A 15,856-nucleotide genomic window follows, 5' to 3' on the forward strand; every position below is an offset into this window, starting at 1 on the left:
TTCCTAACTCTTTAAGACTAATAATGTACCAACATAAGTGGCTAATAAACAAACCACAACATTCAATAAGACATTTAAGCTGGCCTTGATCCACTCCCCTTGCTGTAAGAGCATCAAGTTATCCATCGAAAATGTTGAAAATGTGGTTAATGCACCTAAAAATCCAATACCGATCAACGGCCACCAAGGTGATGATGTAATTGTTTCTTGTTGAACAAGCTGAAAAATATACCCCATAATCAGCGAACCCAAAATATTAACCGTCAGTGTAGCAAATGGAAAACCTTTTCCAAAGAGGCTTACCATGCCAATTGAAATTAAATAACGTAATGTTGCGCCAAAGGCACCACCGCAAGCGACTAATGCTATATTTGCAACCATATTATTCATAACGTTTATCCATACTTTGTAAATTTAAGTGGCGTAGGTAATTTAATTTTTCAGATATCTGCTTCTCAAAGCCACGATCCGTTGGCTGATAAAAATGTATACCTTGCAATTCCACAGGGAGATAAACTTCCCCGGCAGCAAAAGCACCATCTTCATCGTGAGCATAACGATAGCTTGCACCATGATTGAGTTCAGCCATTAGCTTCGTAGGTGCGTTACGCAAATGCAGTGGCACATCATACTCTGGTAACTCTTTTACGGCTTGTTTAGCCTTAGCAAAAGCGGTATATACCGCATTACTTTTGGGGGCTGCGGCACAATAAACAATAGCCTGTGCGATAGCGCGCTCACCTTCATAGGGACCAACACGACTAAAGCAATCCCATGCATTAATTGCCATTTGCATTGCTCGTGGATCTGCATTACCAATATCTTCAGAGGCAATCGCTAAAAGACGCCGAGCAACATAAAGCGGATCACAGCCACCTGCTAACATTCGAGCGAACCAATACAGCGCGGCATCGGGATCTGAGCCGCGGACAGATTTATGAAAAGCTGAAATGAGATCATAAAAGAGATCCCCCTGCTTATCAAAACTAACCCCTTCTCGGCCTGCAATTTCCATCAGCAATTCGATGGTTATCACTAGCTCCCCGCTATTTTCATCAGCCATATCCGCCAACAATTCTAGATAGTTAAGCGCTTTACGTGCATCACCTTGTACTAATTGTGCTAATTTTTGTTGCACACCATCAATGAAACGAATATTTTTATTCCCTAAACCGTGTGGTGCGAGGCAAGCTTGCTCTATAACAGCAACAATCTCATCATCCGTTAGCTTTTTTAACAGATAAACTCGAGCCCGAGATAATAATGCATTATTAAGCTCAAAGGAGGGATTTTCAGTGGTAGCGCCAACAAACAAGATAGTGCCATTTTCAATATAGGGTAAAAATGCATCCTGCTGACTTTTATTAAAACGATGTACTTCATCGACAAACAGTAACGTTCTAATGCCTGCTGTTTGATTTTGTTGAGCAATTGCAATGGCCGCACGTATCTCTTTTATACCCGAGGTGACTGCCGATAGGCGTTGTACATCGGCACGACAATAATGTGCAATAAGCTCAGCTAGGGTTGTTTTACCGGTACCGGGAGGCCCCCATAAAATCATAGAGTGTGCAGCACCATTTTCGACTGCTTTACGCAATGGTTTATGTTCACTAATAATATGGGTCTGGCCAATATAGTCAGCAAAAACCTTTGGCCGCATGCGAGCTGCCAAAGGTTGAAAATCATTATCAATGGTAAAAAGATCTTTCATTAACGTTGGTCGTCTATCTCAACACCCGCTGGTATTTTAAATTCAAAAAAGTCTGGCGCAATTTTTGTTAATGGTTGTTTATAGGTCAAGGTAAATGTGCTGCGCTGCCCCTGTGCTTCAACAACGATAAATTTACTTATGCTATCATTTGCTGAGAATTCAAAAATAAAAGTATGACCTTGCGCTTTAGTATCCAGACTAGTAACGGTAAATATATCCCCTTCTTTAACAACTTTATAGTCTGCCCATTGCTGTTCATTGGCACCAGATAGTAAAATAAAGGGCGTACCTTCCATTGCATCTCGTAAATTTATTAATGTGACTTGTTCAATAAAGGGGCTATAAATCCACATCGTTTGCCCATTCGCGACGATTAATTCTTCCTCTGGCGTAGCCACGTGCCAACGAAATTTACCCGGACGCAATATCACTAATTCACCAGCACTTTTGTTTAGTACCTTGCCTTCGTCGCTGCTAACAAGTTGGGTAAAATCAGCCTCTAACTGAGTGAATCTCTCTAACTTTTGCTTAAGTAACATCGCATCAGTTAATTCTGTAGCAAGTACAAAATTGGGTAATATTAATAAACCACATAAAATAGCCATGACTTTTTTCATTTATCTTAATCCTTAACGGGTGGTGGGGCGAGTACATCTCGATTACTATTCGCACCAGAGGGTGCACTAATAACCCCCTGAGCTTGTAACTGGTCAACTAAACGTGCAGAACGGTTGTAACCGATTCTAAACTTGCGCTGAATACTGGAAATGGATACTTTTCGAGTTTCTGTTATAAATTCAACAACTTCATCAAATAATGGATCAATATCATCTTCCCCTTCTATCTCTTCTCCAGGCAATAAGCTATCTAAGGTCATATCACCAGCCAATATGTCAGCAATATAGTTTGGCTCTCCTCTTTTTTTCCAATCGGCGACAACTCGATGCACTTCGTGGTCATCAACAAAAGCACCATGGACACGTGTCGGTACCCCGACCCAGGGGGCATAAATAACATATCACCATGACCCAATAGTGTTTCAGCCCCCTGCTGACCTAGAATAGTACGTGAATCGATTTTACTGGAAACCTGAAATGCAATACGGGTAGGAATATTTGCTTTAATTAAGCCAGTAATAACATCCACTGAGGGGCGTTGAGTGGCTAAGATTAAGTGGATACCTGCCGCTCGTGCTTTCTGTGCAATACGAGTAATTAACTCTTCACATTTTTTACCGACAATCATCATCATATCAGCAAATTCATCGACAACGACCACAATACTCGGTAATTTATGTAACTCTGGAGCGCTGACATCCATACTATCACCGGGTTTCCAAAGAGGATCCGTTAACGGCGTGCCTGCTTCTAGTGCCTCTTTCACTTTGCTGTTGTAACCTGCTAATGTTCGCACGCCAATTTCAGAGAGCAATTTATAGCGGCGCTCCATTTCGCCGACACACCAACGCAGTGCATTTGCGGCATCTTTCATATCAGTAACCACTTCAGTCAAAAGGTGTGGTATACCTTCGTAGACACTTAACTCCAACATTTTTGGATCTATCAGAATCATGCGAACATCTTCTGGCGCAGATTTATAGAGTAAGCTAACCAACATGCAGTTCACACCCACAGACTTACCCGAACCGGTCGTACCTGCGACCAACAAGTGCGGCATTTTACCTAAATCTACGACAACGGGATCACCTGAAATGTCAGCACCAAGCACCATGCTCAAGGGGGATTTTGCCTGTTGAAACGCTTCACTGCCTAATACTTCAGATGCATAAACGATGGCTCGATGTTTATTCGGTAATTCCAATGCGATAACCGCTTTTCCCGGTATTTGATCAACAACACGAACACTCATCGCGGAAAGTGCACGGGCTAAATCTTTTTCTAAACTTGAAATAGCGCTCACTTTCATCCCTGGGGCTAAGGCCAACTCGAAACGAGTAATAACAGGGCCGGGTAATACATCAACCACATCAGCTTTAATTTTAAACTCTAATAATTTACTTTCTACTAAGCGAGCCGCCGTATCGAGTTCTTCCTGTGATATCGGATTGACTTCTTTATTTGGTCTGTCTAAAAGATCAATACTTGGAAAAGGGGCTAATCCATGTTCGATTTTGCGCTGTATCACTGGTTTTGCATGATCGGGTAGATGGCTAAAATCAATTTTTACAGGTTTTATCTCCTCTTTTTCTTCATACGGAAGCGTAAGCTCATTATCGAAAATATCATCATAATCCGTATCAATTTGTAATGGAACTTCCTCTTGTTGAGCGGCAATCTCTGTCGGAGAAAAAGAAAATTCTTCATTGTAAGTCGATTTATAGTGAATACTTTGATCGTTGATTTCGACAATAGGATCTGCCTGTGCCTTTTTTTGAGGTGATAATTTTTTTGTAATAGGAAGCTCTGCTGCTTGCTCTATTTTCCTTTGTTGTCTTGCTGTTCGCCAAGCTTGTAGCTTGGCAGGAAAATTGAATAACCCCACGAAAAAGCTAATGGTCAGCGCGCCGATAGAATCAATTAATCGTAGCCAGGAAAACCCGAGTAATAATGTACTTCCAGAAATAAAAAGCGTTAATAAAATTAAATTTACAGCGAGTAAGCTAAAAAAAACTAACATACTTTGTGCAATCACATCACCAATCAACCCACCTGAGGGGTAGTAATGAAAATCGTTAAAATTCAATGATGCTAATGCAGATAAACTAAATATAGTAAAAATAAAGCCAATTATACGCAGACCTAAATTTAAAAAATCGATATCTAAACTAAATTGTGGTTTCCACAACATTGCCCAGGCCAGAAAAGTGATGATTATCGGCACAAGATAAGCTAATAAGCCAAAGGTATAAAATAAAATATCAGCACTCCACGCACCGACTCGTCCACCTGCGTTTTCTATTTCTGCAACCCACTGCTGTTGAGACCAACTTGGATCGACAGGTGAAAATGTAAAAAGTGAAATTGCAATGAAAATAGCGACAAATACGGTAATAATGATGCCAACTTCAAATAATTTTTGCACACCTGAGAGGTGATTGATCATATTTTTTTTAAGCAAAAGTTTGATCCCTATAGAATAAAAAAATCTAGCCGATATCATACAGATAACTAGGTAATAGTGTACAGGTTTACAGCTATTTTAATCTAAAAAATCATCAGGAAGTTGATGCCGTAAGCGTAACCAAATTTTACCACTTGCAAATGCCGAGTCACGGACGATTTGCATAATTCGTTCAGACTCTCCTTTTTCTAAAACTTTTTTTATGTCAGCATAAAAAGCCAACGCTATAAATCTTGCTTCCGAATTAGAAAAGTAGAAAGTACCAACTTTCCGATATAAGTCTTGCAGGCCATTTAGAATTAAAACATAAATCATGTTGTTCGATGAAACAGCAACGTGATGATAAAAATCATAATCAAACTTAGTAAAGGTTTCACTGCTGGCATCAATTGATGGTGTGTTAGCTAAGAAAGCTAAGACACTTTGGTGATTATGCTTTGCGGCCATGCGTAAAATAATTGTGCTAATATTGGTTCTTACCGACATTAGTTGGTCAATAAAGTCACTACGCCTGTCAATATCAAGTCTGGTTAATGTGCTTAAAATGTTTAAACCAGATGTTTGCCAAAAATCGTTAACTCGCGTCGCCTTACCATGCTGTATGGTGATCCAACCATCTTTAGCTAAACGCTGCAACACTTCGCGCAATGTTGTTCGGGTAACACCTATTTTATCAGCAAGCAAACGCTCTGCAGGAAGTTTTGAGTGTATTGCAATTGTACCATTCCAAATAGATTCTATTAAATATTGCTCAGCAACATCCGCAGGTCCCTTGGCTTTCACTATCATGTTTATTTTCACCTATTTTCATTTTTATAAAAAAATACAGAGATTCTTTGATAAAGCGAGTAATACTATACCCATGCTACTTCAAGATGCAAAGATATCAAGAAAAGCGTACTGCTACTAATCCGCATAAGTCTCTAATCTATAATTGGTAGATAATGATGGGGTTTGCTATTATATTTACACTGTTTTTTGTAGATTCTAATTGACTGTATGTTACTGTTGCTGTTGAATATACCCATGATACTTCAAGATGCAAAGTCAGCAAGAAAAAGAGATGCGAGACATAAAATAGAAGTATAGTGATTCTACATAGATATTTTATAACAAAGCAGATTGGTGCTCTTTTACACTAGGAATAAACTGTGCAAACAACACTAACAAACCTATCTAAACAACGCTGGCCATGGTTACTTCTTGCCGCAAGTGCATTAACTTTAGAATTATGCGCACTTTTTTTTCAACACGTGATGAAATTAGAACCCTGTGTTATGTGTGTTTATGAACGTGTTGCTATGTTAGGTATTCTATTTTCAGGTTTATTAGGGGCAACTGCACCACAAAATACCATCGTTCGTAGCAGTGGTTTTTTAATATGGATTATTAGTGCCGTTAAAGGGCTATTATTAGCGCTCCAGCATACCGATTTTCAAATGAATCCATCGCCATTTGCCACCTGCGACTTCTTTCCTGATTTCCCAACTTGGGCTCCATTACATGAATGGTTTCCATGGTTATTTAACCCAACAGGTGACTGCTCTGAGATTGTTTGGCAATTTTTTGGTTATTCTATGCCGCAATGGTTAATCGTCTGTTTTACTATTTACTGCATCATATTTATCGTCGTTATATTAGGTACATTCTTTACAAAAAAATAGTATCAAGATTTCTCATTTTCTGCGCTAATAATAACCGAGGGGGCTACCGCCCCTTCTATCCCTGCATCTTACAGTACATTAAGAGTTTATTTTACACGTATTAAACTATGATATTGTTCGTCGATGTTTAGTTTAACCACTTGTGAAAGCTTCATCTTATCTATTTTCTCTATAATAACGTCACTGTAACCACGCTTATGCATCCAAGACATTGGCGATGAAAAAGCATCTTCATTAAGAATAAAGGTATCATTTAATAAAGCGCTATGATCAGCGGATTTTTTTTGGATACTAACAATCCAAATGCGCTCTTGAAAAATTTGTACTTTCTTACAAGTTTGCACAATTTTTTGCCAAGTATCCGATAAAAAGGCCATTCTCCCCCCTTTATATTTAATTATTGACGCTGCAAACTATTAGAATCAGTATGCTCTACAACTTTTCCATAAATATCAACAACCATAGTCTGTTGATAGCAAAGTTTATCTGGATAGAGTCTCATTTGTTGCACATAACTTATTAGTTTTGCTTTTTCATGCATAAAGGGAGATTGGATCAATTGTTGCTCTTTTTCAGTATCATCTGCTTTTACATCAAAAACAGTCGTGCCGCTTATATCTACTTTTCCAGCAGCTAATACACAAATGCCGCGCGGTATAACTAAGGAGTGCATAACGTCATTTGTTTGTTGGTTCCACATCCAATAGCCGCTTTCATGATGTATAACTTTATCATCACCATGACGTTGCACCTTTTGTATATAATGCACCGCACTTAATACTTCTTGCTCCGCATTAGTGACTTCGGAGGCTTCACTAAATGTCATGGTTTCATAATAATTGTTATTTTCTATACCATCAGGTTCGGGCGCAACATCTTTGCCCGCGTTACCAAACCATGTACCAATCAAGCCAGTTAAAGGGCCGTAATTAACGCATTTCTCATTCATATTAACGATCACTTTCTGATTTTATTTTACATTAACATATCAATTTATTGTTAAGCTACCCCATCCTTCAACTAAAGATTAGTAATGGCAACGGGCGGATCAATAAAGCCTTGATAAGCTTCTGTGTGCAATGAACGCATTGATTGTAAATGCTGTTCATTTTGAATGCCTGTCATGACCACTTTAATATTTAGGCCATGGGCAATGCTAATTAAAGCCTGACAAAGTGATAAATTATATTGTCTATCAACTTCTTCGTTGCTGCCATAGGATGACAAAGAGAGATCCAATTTAATATAATAGGGTTGAATTTCTCTTAGATAGTCTAATGAATCTAGCTGTCTACCACAATTATCGACACCAAAACGAGCACCTGCATTATTGATAATATTACAGAGTTCAAGACAAATCTCTAAATCATTAGTGACCCCCGATTCAGGGAGGTCAAAGTGAAGCATCTGAGTATTCTCAACTGACTGCAAGTATTCTGTTAACCATGCATGAAACTCTAAATCCACTAAACTTTCTCTACACAAATTGACCGCTATTGGTTCGCTCACCATAGTAAGTAACTGTTTATCGGCAATATTCTGTAATAAGCAACAATCTAAACTTGTCCCCAACGAAGAACGTTCGACATAGGGCATAAACTGCCCTGCTGGTACTATTTTGTTGTCTATTTGTAAGCGCGAATAGACTTCACGATGCATAACATTACCGCTATCAATGAGGTTAATAGGCTGCCACTGAAGAATAAATTGATTATTACTAATTGCATCACTTAAACGGGTACGCCAATCTTCTCGACTTAATCCCTGTTGCGTGTTGACTGAATACCAACTACTTACTTGCTCTGCTTGTAGTGCTTGCTGTAGTGCGTTGTCCGCTTGCGATAACAACTCCATGCGTGTTACTTCATCGACTCTTTCAGCAATCCCGATAGCAAAGTTACTATTACTTTGACATCCAGCTTTCGTCATCTCTTGATTAATCAAACGAATAAGTGATTGTAAATAGGTGGTTAACTGTTCTTTGTCTGCTTTCATCACTACAAATGCAAATTCAGTATTGGATATACGTGCAATAATTGCATTGTTAGATAAAACGGACTTGAATTGATTAGCTAATACCTTAATGGTCTCATCTCTTACTTTAAAACCATATTTACTATGTATATCTTCTAACCAATCAAGTTTGGCTAACATTAAACCACCAAATCCAGGTTCATCTAGCCAGCTATTAAGTTGCCCCGTTAAATATAAACGGTTCGGCAGTGTCGATACAGGATCGATTAATTTATCATGTTTTAGAGTCTTAACCTGATCGTCAAGGGAGCTAAAAACAAGTTGAAGTTGCCCTGACATAGAGTTAATTGCTGCCACGACGTCACTCAATTCACGTGTTTTAGGCAACGGCATATCCTGACTAAAATTACGTTTAGCAATATCAGCCGCATGTGTCGCCACTTCATGTAACGGTCGTAATATAGATTTAAGACGTAGGCGCATTAAGAAAATGGAGAGTAAAAAAAGTGCTGAAAGTACCATTGCCGTATCATTCATAATTCGCCATAACTCTCGATAGCCAATGGCAGGATTAGATTCTATTTTTAGCTTAGCTAATTGTAACCAACCGGAGGTAATAACAACTTCAGATACTTGCGGTTCAAAAAGTTGTAAATCAATAAACCACTGTGGCACCTCACGACTGACAATGGGATTTTCCCATACTTGCTCTTTTTGATCGCTTAACCAAATTAAATTTACCTTCTGATAAAAGCCCCCTTCAAAAATCACATTGATTAACGTATCAACAGTTGCGGTATCACCAACTTCTAAGTGAGGTTTTAACATTAAACTTAAGGATGTCGTTGTATTATTTAAATCCGACTCCATTTGGTTAGTCATAAAAGCTCTGGTTTCTGTAAATTGAAAATATACTAAACTGCACATTACCAATAAAAACAGTCCAAATAACAAGGAATTTATCTGGTTAAAAAGGGTCATTGATCAATTACTCCAAGTTTAGTTTTGGTTTTCTCATCGTTGAGATTCGCATACGTTGATTCAGATTTGACCAACGCTTTAAACGTTCCGATTTTCCAGCAAGCACGCCTTGCCCTTTTTCTTTATTCATCCAAAGTTGCTTACCATTAAAACTATAAACAGGTATTAAGTCCTGTCTTTGGTTTGCAGGTTTAATTTGTCCAATAAGGTTATCTAAAATCAATGGTATGGCATTAGGTGTTTCATAATACGCAACCACCATATGATACTGGTTAAGTTTAACCGCTTTTACCATAGTAATACGCATTTTTTCATCGGGGATACCTAACTCGAGCAAGGTAAAATACTTTGCAATGGCAAAATCTTCACAATCGCCCCCATTAACACCTAAAAATTCAACGGGAGTGGCCCAATAGTTTTTTAGTCCCCACAGCTTAATATCATCAACAAAATGGAGTAGATTAAAAAAATTATTAATCTTTTCTAGCTTATCCAATGAGGATAAAGGTAACGCTGTTTCCATTACATTAAACCAAGCTTGGCCACGTAAATAAGCGCGTTCACCATAATTTTGATGCAGTGCATTTAAGATTTTTTGTTGCTCTAAATGGTTTAATAAACCAGCACAGGCAATGCTTGAAACTATTAGTAAAAAACTAATTAGATACAAACTAATTTGGCTGTGAATATAGCGCATAAGATAACTAACTATTCGCTAGGTTCATCAACGCTATAAATCGTCCACTTCAAATCATTAACGGAATATTCCCCACTAATTTCAGCAACGATACGTCGATTTTTAGCATGAATATATTCATCGTCTCCCTCTAGCATCAGTCGTTCAAAACCATAACCTATCGCTGTAATTCTTGTTACATCGATAGCAAATTCATTAACCAGTATGTTTTTAATCGCTTCAGCTCGACGTTGTGACAACAGTTGATTATGTGAACGTGTTCCCCTAATGCTGGTATGCCCTTCGATAACAAGCGTTGTAGCTGGATAACGCCCCATGAATGTCGCTAAAGATTCTATTTCGCTAAAATACTCTGGTTTAACCTGATAGGAGTCAATATCAAAGTTAACTAATAATTCAAAACGCGCTGTTTCGATATGCAGGGCACTACAACCGTCATTATCTACTAATGCGCCAGCAGGTGAGTCAGGGCATTTATCTCGTGCAATAATAACGCCGTCCGCTTCACTATCCGATAAATCAAACACTTGAGGGGTTGGCTCTGGGGTCATATCGATAACTTGTACAGAACAAGCTGCCGTAAACGTTAGCAAAAATAATGGTATTAAAAATCTCATTGTTCCACTCCTCCAGCAAATTGCGTTTCACCCTGCCATGATGCGGGACGCGTAACGCGAAATGATTTAACAAGTTTCCCCATAGCATGTAAAATTCTATATTGTGCTGTAATTTCACTCATTTCCGCATCAAGGTAATCTCGGCGAGATTGGTATAGTTCATTCTCTGTATCTAATAAATCCAGCAAACTTCTCTGCCCAACTTTAAACTGCTCTTTGTAATCAGACTGCGTATCCTTTGAGGCAATGACATGCATTTTTATATATTTTTTCTGTAAATTTAGTTGTTCAAACGCATTCCAAGAAAGAATAAAACCTTCCGTGACTTGTCGATGAACATTACGATTGAGCTCTTCTGCTTCATTGGTTTTATAGGCGGTTTCTTTTGCGTAGGCTTTGTCTTTGCCTCCTGCAAAAATATTATAGGAAAAACGTACCATCGCTTGAACGTTATTATTCTCACTACCAACATTGTCATTGAGTCCCCAACCATCTTCACCATTAACATTGTCACTATGCGTTGCGCTAAGCTCTAAGGTTATACGTGGAAAATAGTTAGCTTTCGATGATTCATGTTGTGCCCTAGCTGAGCTAATATCATTAGCAGCAGCCTTAATAACTGGGTTATTGCTTAAAGCACTTTGCAATCCAACTTCTTGGTCTGCAGGTAGTAGTGAGGCATCAGGATAAGGAATAACTAAATTCTCAGGGCGTTGATTAATAACACGGTAAAAAGTAACTTTGCTATCAATGTAATTATTTTTTGCCGCAATCAGGTTGGAGTGAGCCTTAGCTAAACGGCCATTAATTTGTGATAAATCTGCGCTACTACTAAAACCAGAATCAGTGCGTTGTTTAATTTGCTCATATATTTCTTCATGTGATTGTAAATTTTTTTCTGATAAAACGACTAGTTTCTCTGCCTTAATTAAATCAACATAAACTTTGCTAATTTGTAATGCGAGATCCTCAGCAAGTGCGTATAGGCGCCATTGTTCTGCACTGGTTGCATAGCTTGTACGTTTCACTTCGTTCTCAGTGAGAAAACCATTAAAAATATTTTGAGAAAGGCTAATACCAATTTCGCTGCGCATTAAATCTTCATGATCATCGCCATCATCACTCCGGCGTGTGCTTGGGCTATCTGTATACTCATAACCATAGCCACCATTTAAATCAATACTTGGTAAATACCCCGACTGGGATTGTTCAACTTGTTTCTCCTTCGCTTTAAAACGCGTATAAGCTGCTCGGATCTCCGGATTGCTATCAAATGCATAGGCAACGGCTTGCTCTAAGGATTGAGCGTTAGCGATAGTCGGTAGCAACAGCGAAGCAACCAATAAGCCGGATATGTTTTTTTTAAAATAGACAAAATGATTACGTTTCATGTTAACTCCATTTAATGTACTAGCTATTACGACTAGTATTCCCTAAGAGCCATCTCTTGTGCTCTTAATATTGGGTTTAATATATATTCTAAAACTGTTCTTTTACTAATAATGACATCAACACTGGTCATCATCCCAGGTATAATCGGCATCTCGTTATTATCTTTACCATATACACTCGATTCCGTCGTTCTTACCCTGATGATGTAATAGCTATTGCCCTCTTCATCTTGTGTCGTATCCGCACTAATATGCTCAACAATACCGTCTAATCCACCATAACGAGTAAAATCATAGGCCGTTATTTTTACACGGGCAGGTAACCCAACATGAATAAATCCAATATCTTTAGGTGATATTTTAGCCTCGACTAATAACTTGTCCTGCGTCGGTACAATCTCTAATAACTTTTGACCCGGTTGTACCACACCACCTAATGTAGTGATATAAATTGTTTTTATTGTGCCCACAACGGGGGATATTATCAGAGCCTTGTTTACTTTATCTTGAACTCCCACCTGTGCTTCGGTAATTCTTGAAAATTTAGTTTGTAATTCGTTAAGCTGTTTGCGCACATCAGTGCGATATGCGAGTACGGCTTCACGGCGTTTTAACACGGCTTCTTCGAGAGCCGATTCAAGCTTTGGTTTTAATAGACGTAGAGCCGATAATTCACCAGCAATATCATTTACATTTCGTTCAAGTTTAAGCAATTCTATTTCTGGCACGATATTTTTTTCTGCCAGAGGACGCGTTAATTTCAACTCTCGGTTAGCGATATTTAAACTTGTTTTTAATGTCGATATTTTAGAGTCTAACTCTTTAATTTCCTGCTGACGTTGAGTAATTTGTTGTGCCTGTATCGCCACTTGGTTACTCAGGTTACTGAGGCGGGTAGTATACTCATGTTGTTGACGGGAAACCAATTTACTTGAAGTTGCTATCAGATCGTCAGGAAAGACTAAGTTATCCGTGGTAATTTTAATTTGTAGCTTCCACTCTTTTACATCAGCAACTAATATGCTGCTCAATTCTGAGCGTAAACGAATAATATCCGCTCTTAATGCATCAACCTCTTTATTTTGTTGCGCCATATCCGAGCGAAAACGAGTATCGTCGATACGCGCTAAACTCTGCCCCTTACTAACTGACATCCCTTCTTTAACGTATAGCTCTTGTAAGATACCACCATCAAGACTTTGTATAACCTGAATTTGAGATGATGGGATAATTTTCCCCTGCCCTCTTGTTATACGATCCAATTTTGCAAAATATGCCCAAACAAAAAAACAACAAAAAAGTGCTGCCAACGACCAAATGGTTAAGCGATGAATACTGGGTGCTTGAATTAATATTGCGCCGTATACATCATCGGCCATCTCTAAGTCTTGTTTAGATATTTTCATTGTCTGCTCCTGTACCTAGCAAACCTTTTTTTAATTCTTGTATAATTATATCTTTAGCTCTATCGGCGATAATTTTTCCATTATGTAAAACAATAATTCTATCAACTAACTGCAATAGGTGCATTTTATGGGTAATGAGAAGTAACGTCCTATTTTCAGCGGTTTGTTGCATTGATTTGATAAAAAGCTTTTCTGCACGCGCATCCAAACTGGCGGTAGGTTCATCAAGTAATAAAATTTGTGGATCATGTAAAATAGCACGTGCAAGTGCGACAGCTTGCCGTTGTCCACGTGATAAAGATTTACCGCCTTCTCCGACTTGTAGATCTAATCCCTCTGATTCCAAATCAGTAAATAAATTCACCCCAGATAATTGCACGGCACGAATCAATTGATACTCAGTAATTTGCCGAGTACCAAATAAAATATTATCTTTAATTGAGCCATGGAAAAGTACAATATCTTGCGGAAGATAACCAAAATTTCGACGCAAATCACTCGCATGAATCTGACCTTGGTGTAAGCCATCATAGCGAATACTACCCTGCGTTGGTTGATATAAACCGAGTAGCACTTTCGCTAAACTCGATTTACCTGAGCCATTACGACCTATGATCGCTATTTTTTCATGTGGTTTAATGGTTATTGATAGCGGGTACAGTGCGGGTTTTGTCACGTCAGGATAATTAAAGCTAACATGATCAAGGGTAATATGCCCCTCTAATTTACTACGGCTGATGAGGTGCCCTTTATTTTCAAATTCGCCCTCTTGTTTCATAATGCCATCAAGTTGTCGTAATGAACTCATTGTCTGGTTATAACGCATCATCAAAGAAGCAATCTTAGCCATTGGGCCAATCGCTCTGCTAGAAAGCATTACCGCTGCAATAATTCCGCCCATGGAAATTAAACCATCGGAAACACGATAAACCCCTAAAACTATCACGCCCACGGTTGCAAACTGGACAATAAAACTTGACACATTAGCAACAGAATTAGTTAACATTTTACTTTTTAATTGCCAATTTGATGTGTGTCCCAACATTTGTTGCCAGGCATTTTGGACAATTCCTTCAGCACCATTGGCTTTAATCGACTCAAGTGTCGAGAGAGTTTCAATTAAATGACCATGTCGCAATCCTGAAAACTTATTGGTTTCTTCAATCGCTACACGTAATTTAGGTTGCACCATGAAGCTATAGGCGAGAATTAACAGCGTAGCGATAACTGCAAAAATAACTAAGTCTCCAGCAACGATGTATATGATAAACATAAATAATAGAGAAAAAGGTAAATCAACCAGAGCGGTAATTGTTGCTGAAGATAAAAATTCACGAACACTGTCAAACTCACCAAGCTGCTTCGCCATTCCCCCGACACTCGGTGCTCGCTTTTCTAATGGAATGCCAACCGCTTTAGCGAACAGTTGCGATGAGATTTTCACGTCCATTTTTTTGCCAGCAATATCAATTAAATAACTACGTAATTGCTTTAATATTAAATCAAATATATAGGCTACACCACCTCCTATAGCTAGTACCCAGAGGGTCTCAAAGGCTAAATTTGGTACAACTTTGTCGTAAATATTCATGACAAATAATGGGGAGATTAAAGCAAATATATTAACTAAAATGGAAGCAATAATAACATCACGGTAAATAGGTAATGATTGTCGTATATTTTGCCACAGCCAATGCTGCTCAGTATCATTGATATGTACGTCAAAATCGCGATCACCGTGGTACTTTTGTTTAACTAAAAATAAATATCCAACATAAACTGACTCAAGCTCTTCGATGCTTAATTGCGCCTCTCCTCCACTTTCAGATAAAGTGACAATTGCTTTGTTATTTTTTATATCAAGCGATTGCAAAATGCAGGCTTTTTGATCTTTAAGTAACAATATGCAAGGTAGAAACATCGCCGCAATGTCATTTAATCCTTTACGGCTTAATTTGCTGCTTAATCCCGCACGTGCAGCTGCCTGTGGAAAAAGTTCCGCTGATAATTTACTACTATTAAGAGGTAAACCAGCAGATAAAGCTTCTGCAGAACAAGGGTTACCAAAAAATTCGCTAAGAATAACTAGAGAATCAAGCAGTGGATCCGCGCCACCGCCTTGATTTCTATCGATATTCCATTGTGCCTTTGAAGTTGTCGATTCCATTCAATAACATACTCATAAATTAAAAATAAACATATAGCCATGCTACTCAAGATGCAAAGTTAGCAAGAAAAAGCATATTGCAGTAACATCGGTCTAGATACAAAAAGTTTGTTATAGAGCAAAAGCAAGCCGAACAGATACTTTTGCACATTTATACCAATCGG

At 38.4% G+C, this 15,856-nt stretch carries 13 protein-coding genes and 1 pseudogene; 1 reads left to right on the top strand and 13 read right to left on the bottom strand.

Features of this window, described 5'->3' with window-relative positions:
* Window positions 1-3: 3 nt before the first annotated feature.
* The 5 genes and pseudogenes from crcB to fadR form a co-directional block, all read right to left on the bottom strand.
* On the bottom strand, window positions 4-390 hold the full coding sequence (crcB, locus tag AB1A03_RS10050) for a fluoride efflux transporter CrcB (protein ID WP_354624530.1): 387 nt from the start codon (window positions 388-390) through the stop codon (window positions 4-6).
* Window positions 383-1,714, bottom strand: a complete 1,332-nt coding sequence (locus AB1A03_RS10055) for a replication-associated recombination protein A (RefSeq protein WP_354624531.1) — start codon at window positions 1,712-1,714, stop codon at window positions 383-385. The genes crcB and AB1A03_RS10055 overlap by 8 nt, the downstream gene beginning before the upstream one ends.
* The gene (gene lolA / locus AB1A03_RS10060) at window positions 1,714-2,331 is read right to left on the bottom strand and encodes an outer membrane lipoprotein periplasmic chaperone LolA (RefSeq protein WP_354624532.1); all 618 of its coding nucleotides are present in this window, start codon (window positions 2,329-2,331) and stop codon (window positions 1,714-1,716) included. Before lolA ends, AB1A03_RS10055 begins: the two co-directional genes overlap by 1 nt.
* A 5-nt stretch (window positions 2,332-2,336) precedes the next feature.
* Window positions 2,337-4,777 (bottom strand): annotated as a pseudogene (locus AB1A03_RS10065) (DNA translocase FtsK).
* A gap of 96 nt (window positions 4,778-4,873) precedes the next feature.
* Entirely contained in the window at window positions 4,874-5,584 is a 711-nt protein-coding gene (fadR, locus tag AB1A03_RS10070; RefSeq protein ID WP_354624533.1) for a fatty acid metabolism transcriptional regulator FadR, read from the bottom strand.
* Window positions 5,585-5,946: 362 nt separating this feature from the next.
* Between fadR and dsbB the strand changes: the two genes are divergently transcribed.
* Entirely contained in the window at window positions 5,947-6,459 is a 513-nt protein-coding gene (gene dsbB / locus AB1A03_RS10075; protein ID WP_354624534.1) for a disulfide bond formation protein DsbB, read from the top strand.
* An 86-nt stretch (window positions 6,460-6,545) separates the two neighbouring features.
* Here the strand turns inward: dsbB and AB1A03_RS10080 are convergent, their stop codons facing one another.
* The 8 genes from AB1A03_RS10080 to AB1A03_RS10115 all read right to left on the bottom strand — a co-directional run bounded on the left by AB1A03_RS10080 (window position 6,546) and on the right by AB1A03_RS10115 (window position 15,692).
* Window positions 6,546-6,836 carry a hypothetical protein gene (locus AB1A03_RS10080; RefSeq protein WP_354624535.1) on the bottom strand — a complete coding sequence of 97 codons (291 nt, stop codon included), beginning with the start codon at window positions 6,834-6,836 and terminating at the stop codon, window positions 6,546-6,548.
* A 20-nt stretch (window positions 6,837-6,856) separates the two neighbouring features.
* Window positions 6,857-7,408, bottom strand: coding sequence for a heme-binding beta-barrel domain-containing protein (locus tag AB1A03_RS10085; protein WP_354624536.1), 552 nt, complete (start codon window positions 7,406-7,408; stop codon window positions 6,857-6,859).
* Window positions 7,409-7,479: 71 nt separating this feature from the next.
* Window positions 7,480-9,414: a bifunctional diguanylate cyclase/phosphodiesterase gene (locus AB1A03_RS10090; RefSeq protein ID WP_354624537.1), complete on the bottom strand. Its 1,935-nt coding sequence runs from the start codon at window positions 9,412-9,414 to the stop codon at window positions 7,480-7,482.
* Between the two features lie 7 nt (window positions 9,415-9,421).
* Window positions 9,422-10,111, bottom strand: a complete 690-nt coding sequence (locus AB1A03_RS10095) for a transglutaminase-like cysteine peptidase (protein WP_354624538.1) — start codon at window positions 10,109-10,111, stop codon at window positions 9,422-9,424.
* Between the two features lie 11 nt (window positions 10,112-10,122).
* Window positions 10,123-10,728: an OmpA family protein gene (locus AB1A03_RS10100; RefSeq protein WP_354624539.1), complete on the bottom strand. Its 606-nt coding sequence runs from the start codon at window positions 10,726-10,728 to the stop codon at window positions 10,123-10,125.
* Window positions 10,725-12,119, bottom strand: a complete 1,395-nt coding sequence (locus AB1A03_RS10105) for a TolC family outer membrane protein (RefSeq protein ID WP_354624540.1) — start codon at window positions 12,117-12,119, stop codon at window positions 10,725-10,727. Before AB1A03_RS10105 ends, AB1A03_RS10100 begins: the two co-directional genes overlap by 4 nt.
* Before the next feature lie 32 nt (window positions 12,120-12,151).
* Entirely contained in the window at window positions 12,152-13,525 is a 1,374-nt protein-coding gene (locus AB1A03_RS10110; RefSeq protein WP_354624541.1) for an HlyD family type I secretion periplasmic adaptor subunit, read from the bottom strand.
* Complete coding sequence (locus AB1A03_RS10115; RefSeq protein WP_354624542.1) at window positions 13,512-15,692, bottom strand: type I secretion system permease/ATPase; 2,181 nt, start codon at window positions 15,690-15,692, stop codon at window positions 13,512-13,514. The genes AB1A03_RS10110 and AB1A03_RS10115 overlap by 14 nt, the downstream gene beginning before the upstream one ends.
* Window positions 15,693-15,856 lie beyond the last annotated feature (164 nt).

It is taken from the genome of Psychromonas sp. MME2, from assembly GCF_040566515.1.
GTDB lineage: Bacteria > Pseudomonadota > Gammaproteobacteria > Enterobacterales > Psychromonadaceae > Psychromonas.

Bases quoted from the DNA above. Each gene is read 5' to 3' on its own strand.
- crcB (WP_354624530.1), bottom strand. From the start codon at position 390: ATGAATAATATGGTTGCAAATATAGCATTAGTCGCTTGCGGTGGTGCC.
- AB1A03_RS10055 (WP_354624531.1), bottom strand. From the start codon at position 1,714: ATGAAAGATCTTTTTACCATTGATAATGATTTTCAACCTTTGGCAGCT.
- lolA (WP_354624532.1), bottom strand. From the start codon at position 2,331: ATGAAAAAAGTCATGGCTATTTTATGTGGTTTATTAATATTACCCAAT.
- fadR (WP_354624533.1), bottom strand. From the start codon at position 5,584: ATGATAGTGAAAGCCAAGGGACCTGCGGATGTTGCTGAGCAATATTTA.
- AB1A03_RS10080 (WP_354624535.1), bottom strand. From the start codon at position 6,836: ATGGCCTTTTTATCGGATACTTGGCAAAAAATTGTGCAAACTTGTAAG.
- AB1A03_RS10085 (WP_354624536.1), bottom strand. From the start codon at position 7,408: ATGAATGAGAAATGCGTTAATTACGGCCCTTTAACTGGCTTGATTGGT.
- AB1A03_RS10090 (WP_354624537.1), bottom strand. From the start codon at position 9,414: ATGACCCTTTTTAACCAGATAAATTCCTTGTTATTTGGACTGTTTTTA.
- AB1A03_RS10095 (WP_354624538.1), bottom strand. From the start codon at position 10,111: ATGCGCTATATTCACAGCCAAATTAGTTTGTATCTAATTAGTTTTTTA.
- AB1A03_RS10100 (WP_354624539.1), bottom strand. From the start codon at position 10,728: ATGAGATTTTTAATACCATTATTTTTGCTAACGTTTACGGCAGCTTGT.
- AB1A03_RS10105 (WP_354624540.1), bottom strand. From the start codon at position 12,119: ATGAAACGTAATCATTTTGTCTATTTTAAAAAAAACATATCCGGCTTA.
- AB1A03_RS10110 (WP_354624541.1), bottom strand. From the start codon at position 13,525: ATGAAAATATCTAAACAAGACTTAGAGATGGCCGATGATGTATACGGC.
- AB1A03_RS10115 (WP_354624542.1), bottom strand. From the start codon at position 15,692: ATGGAATCGACAACTTCAAAGGCACAATGGAATATCGATAGAAATCAA.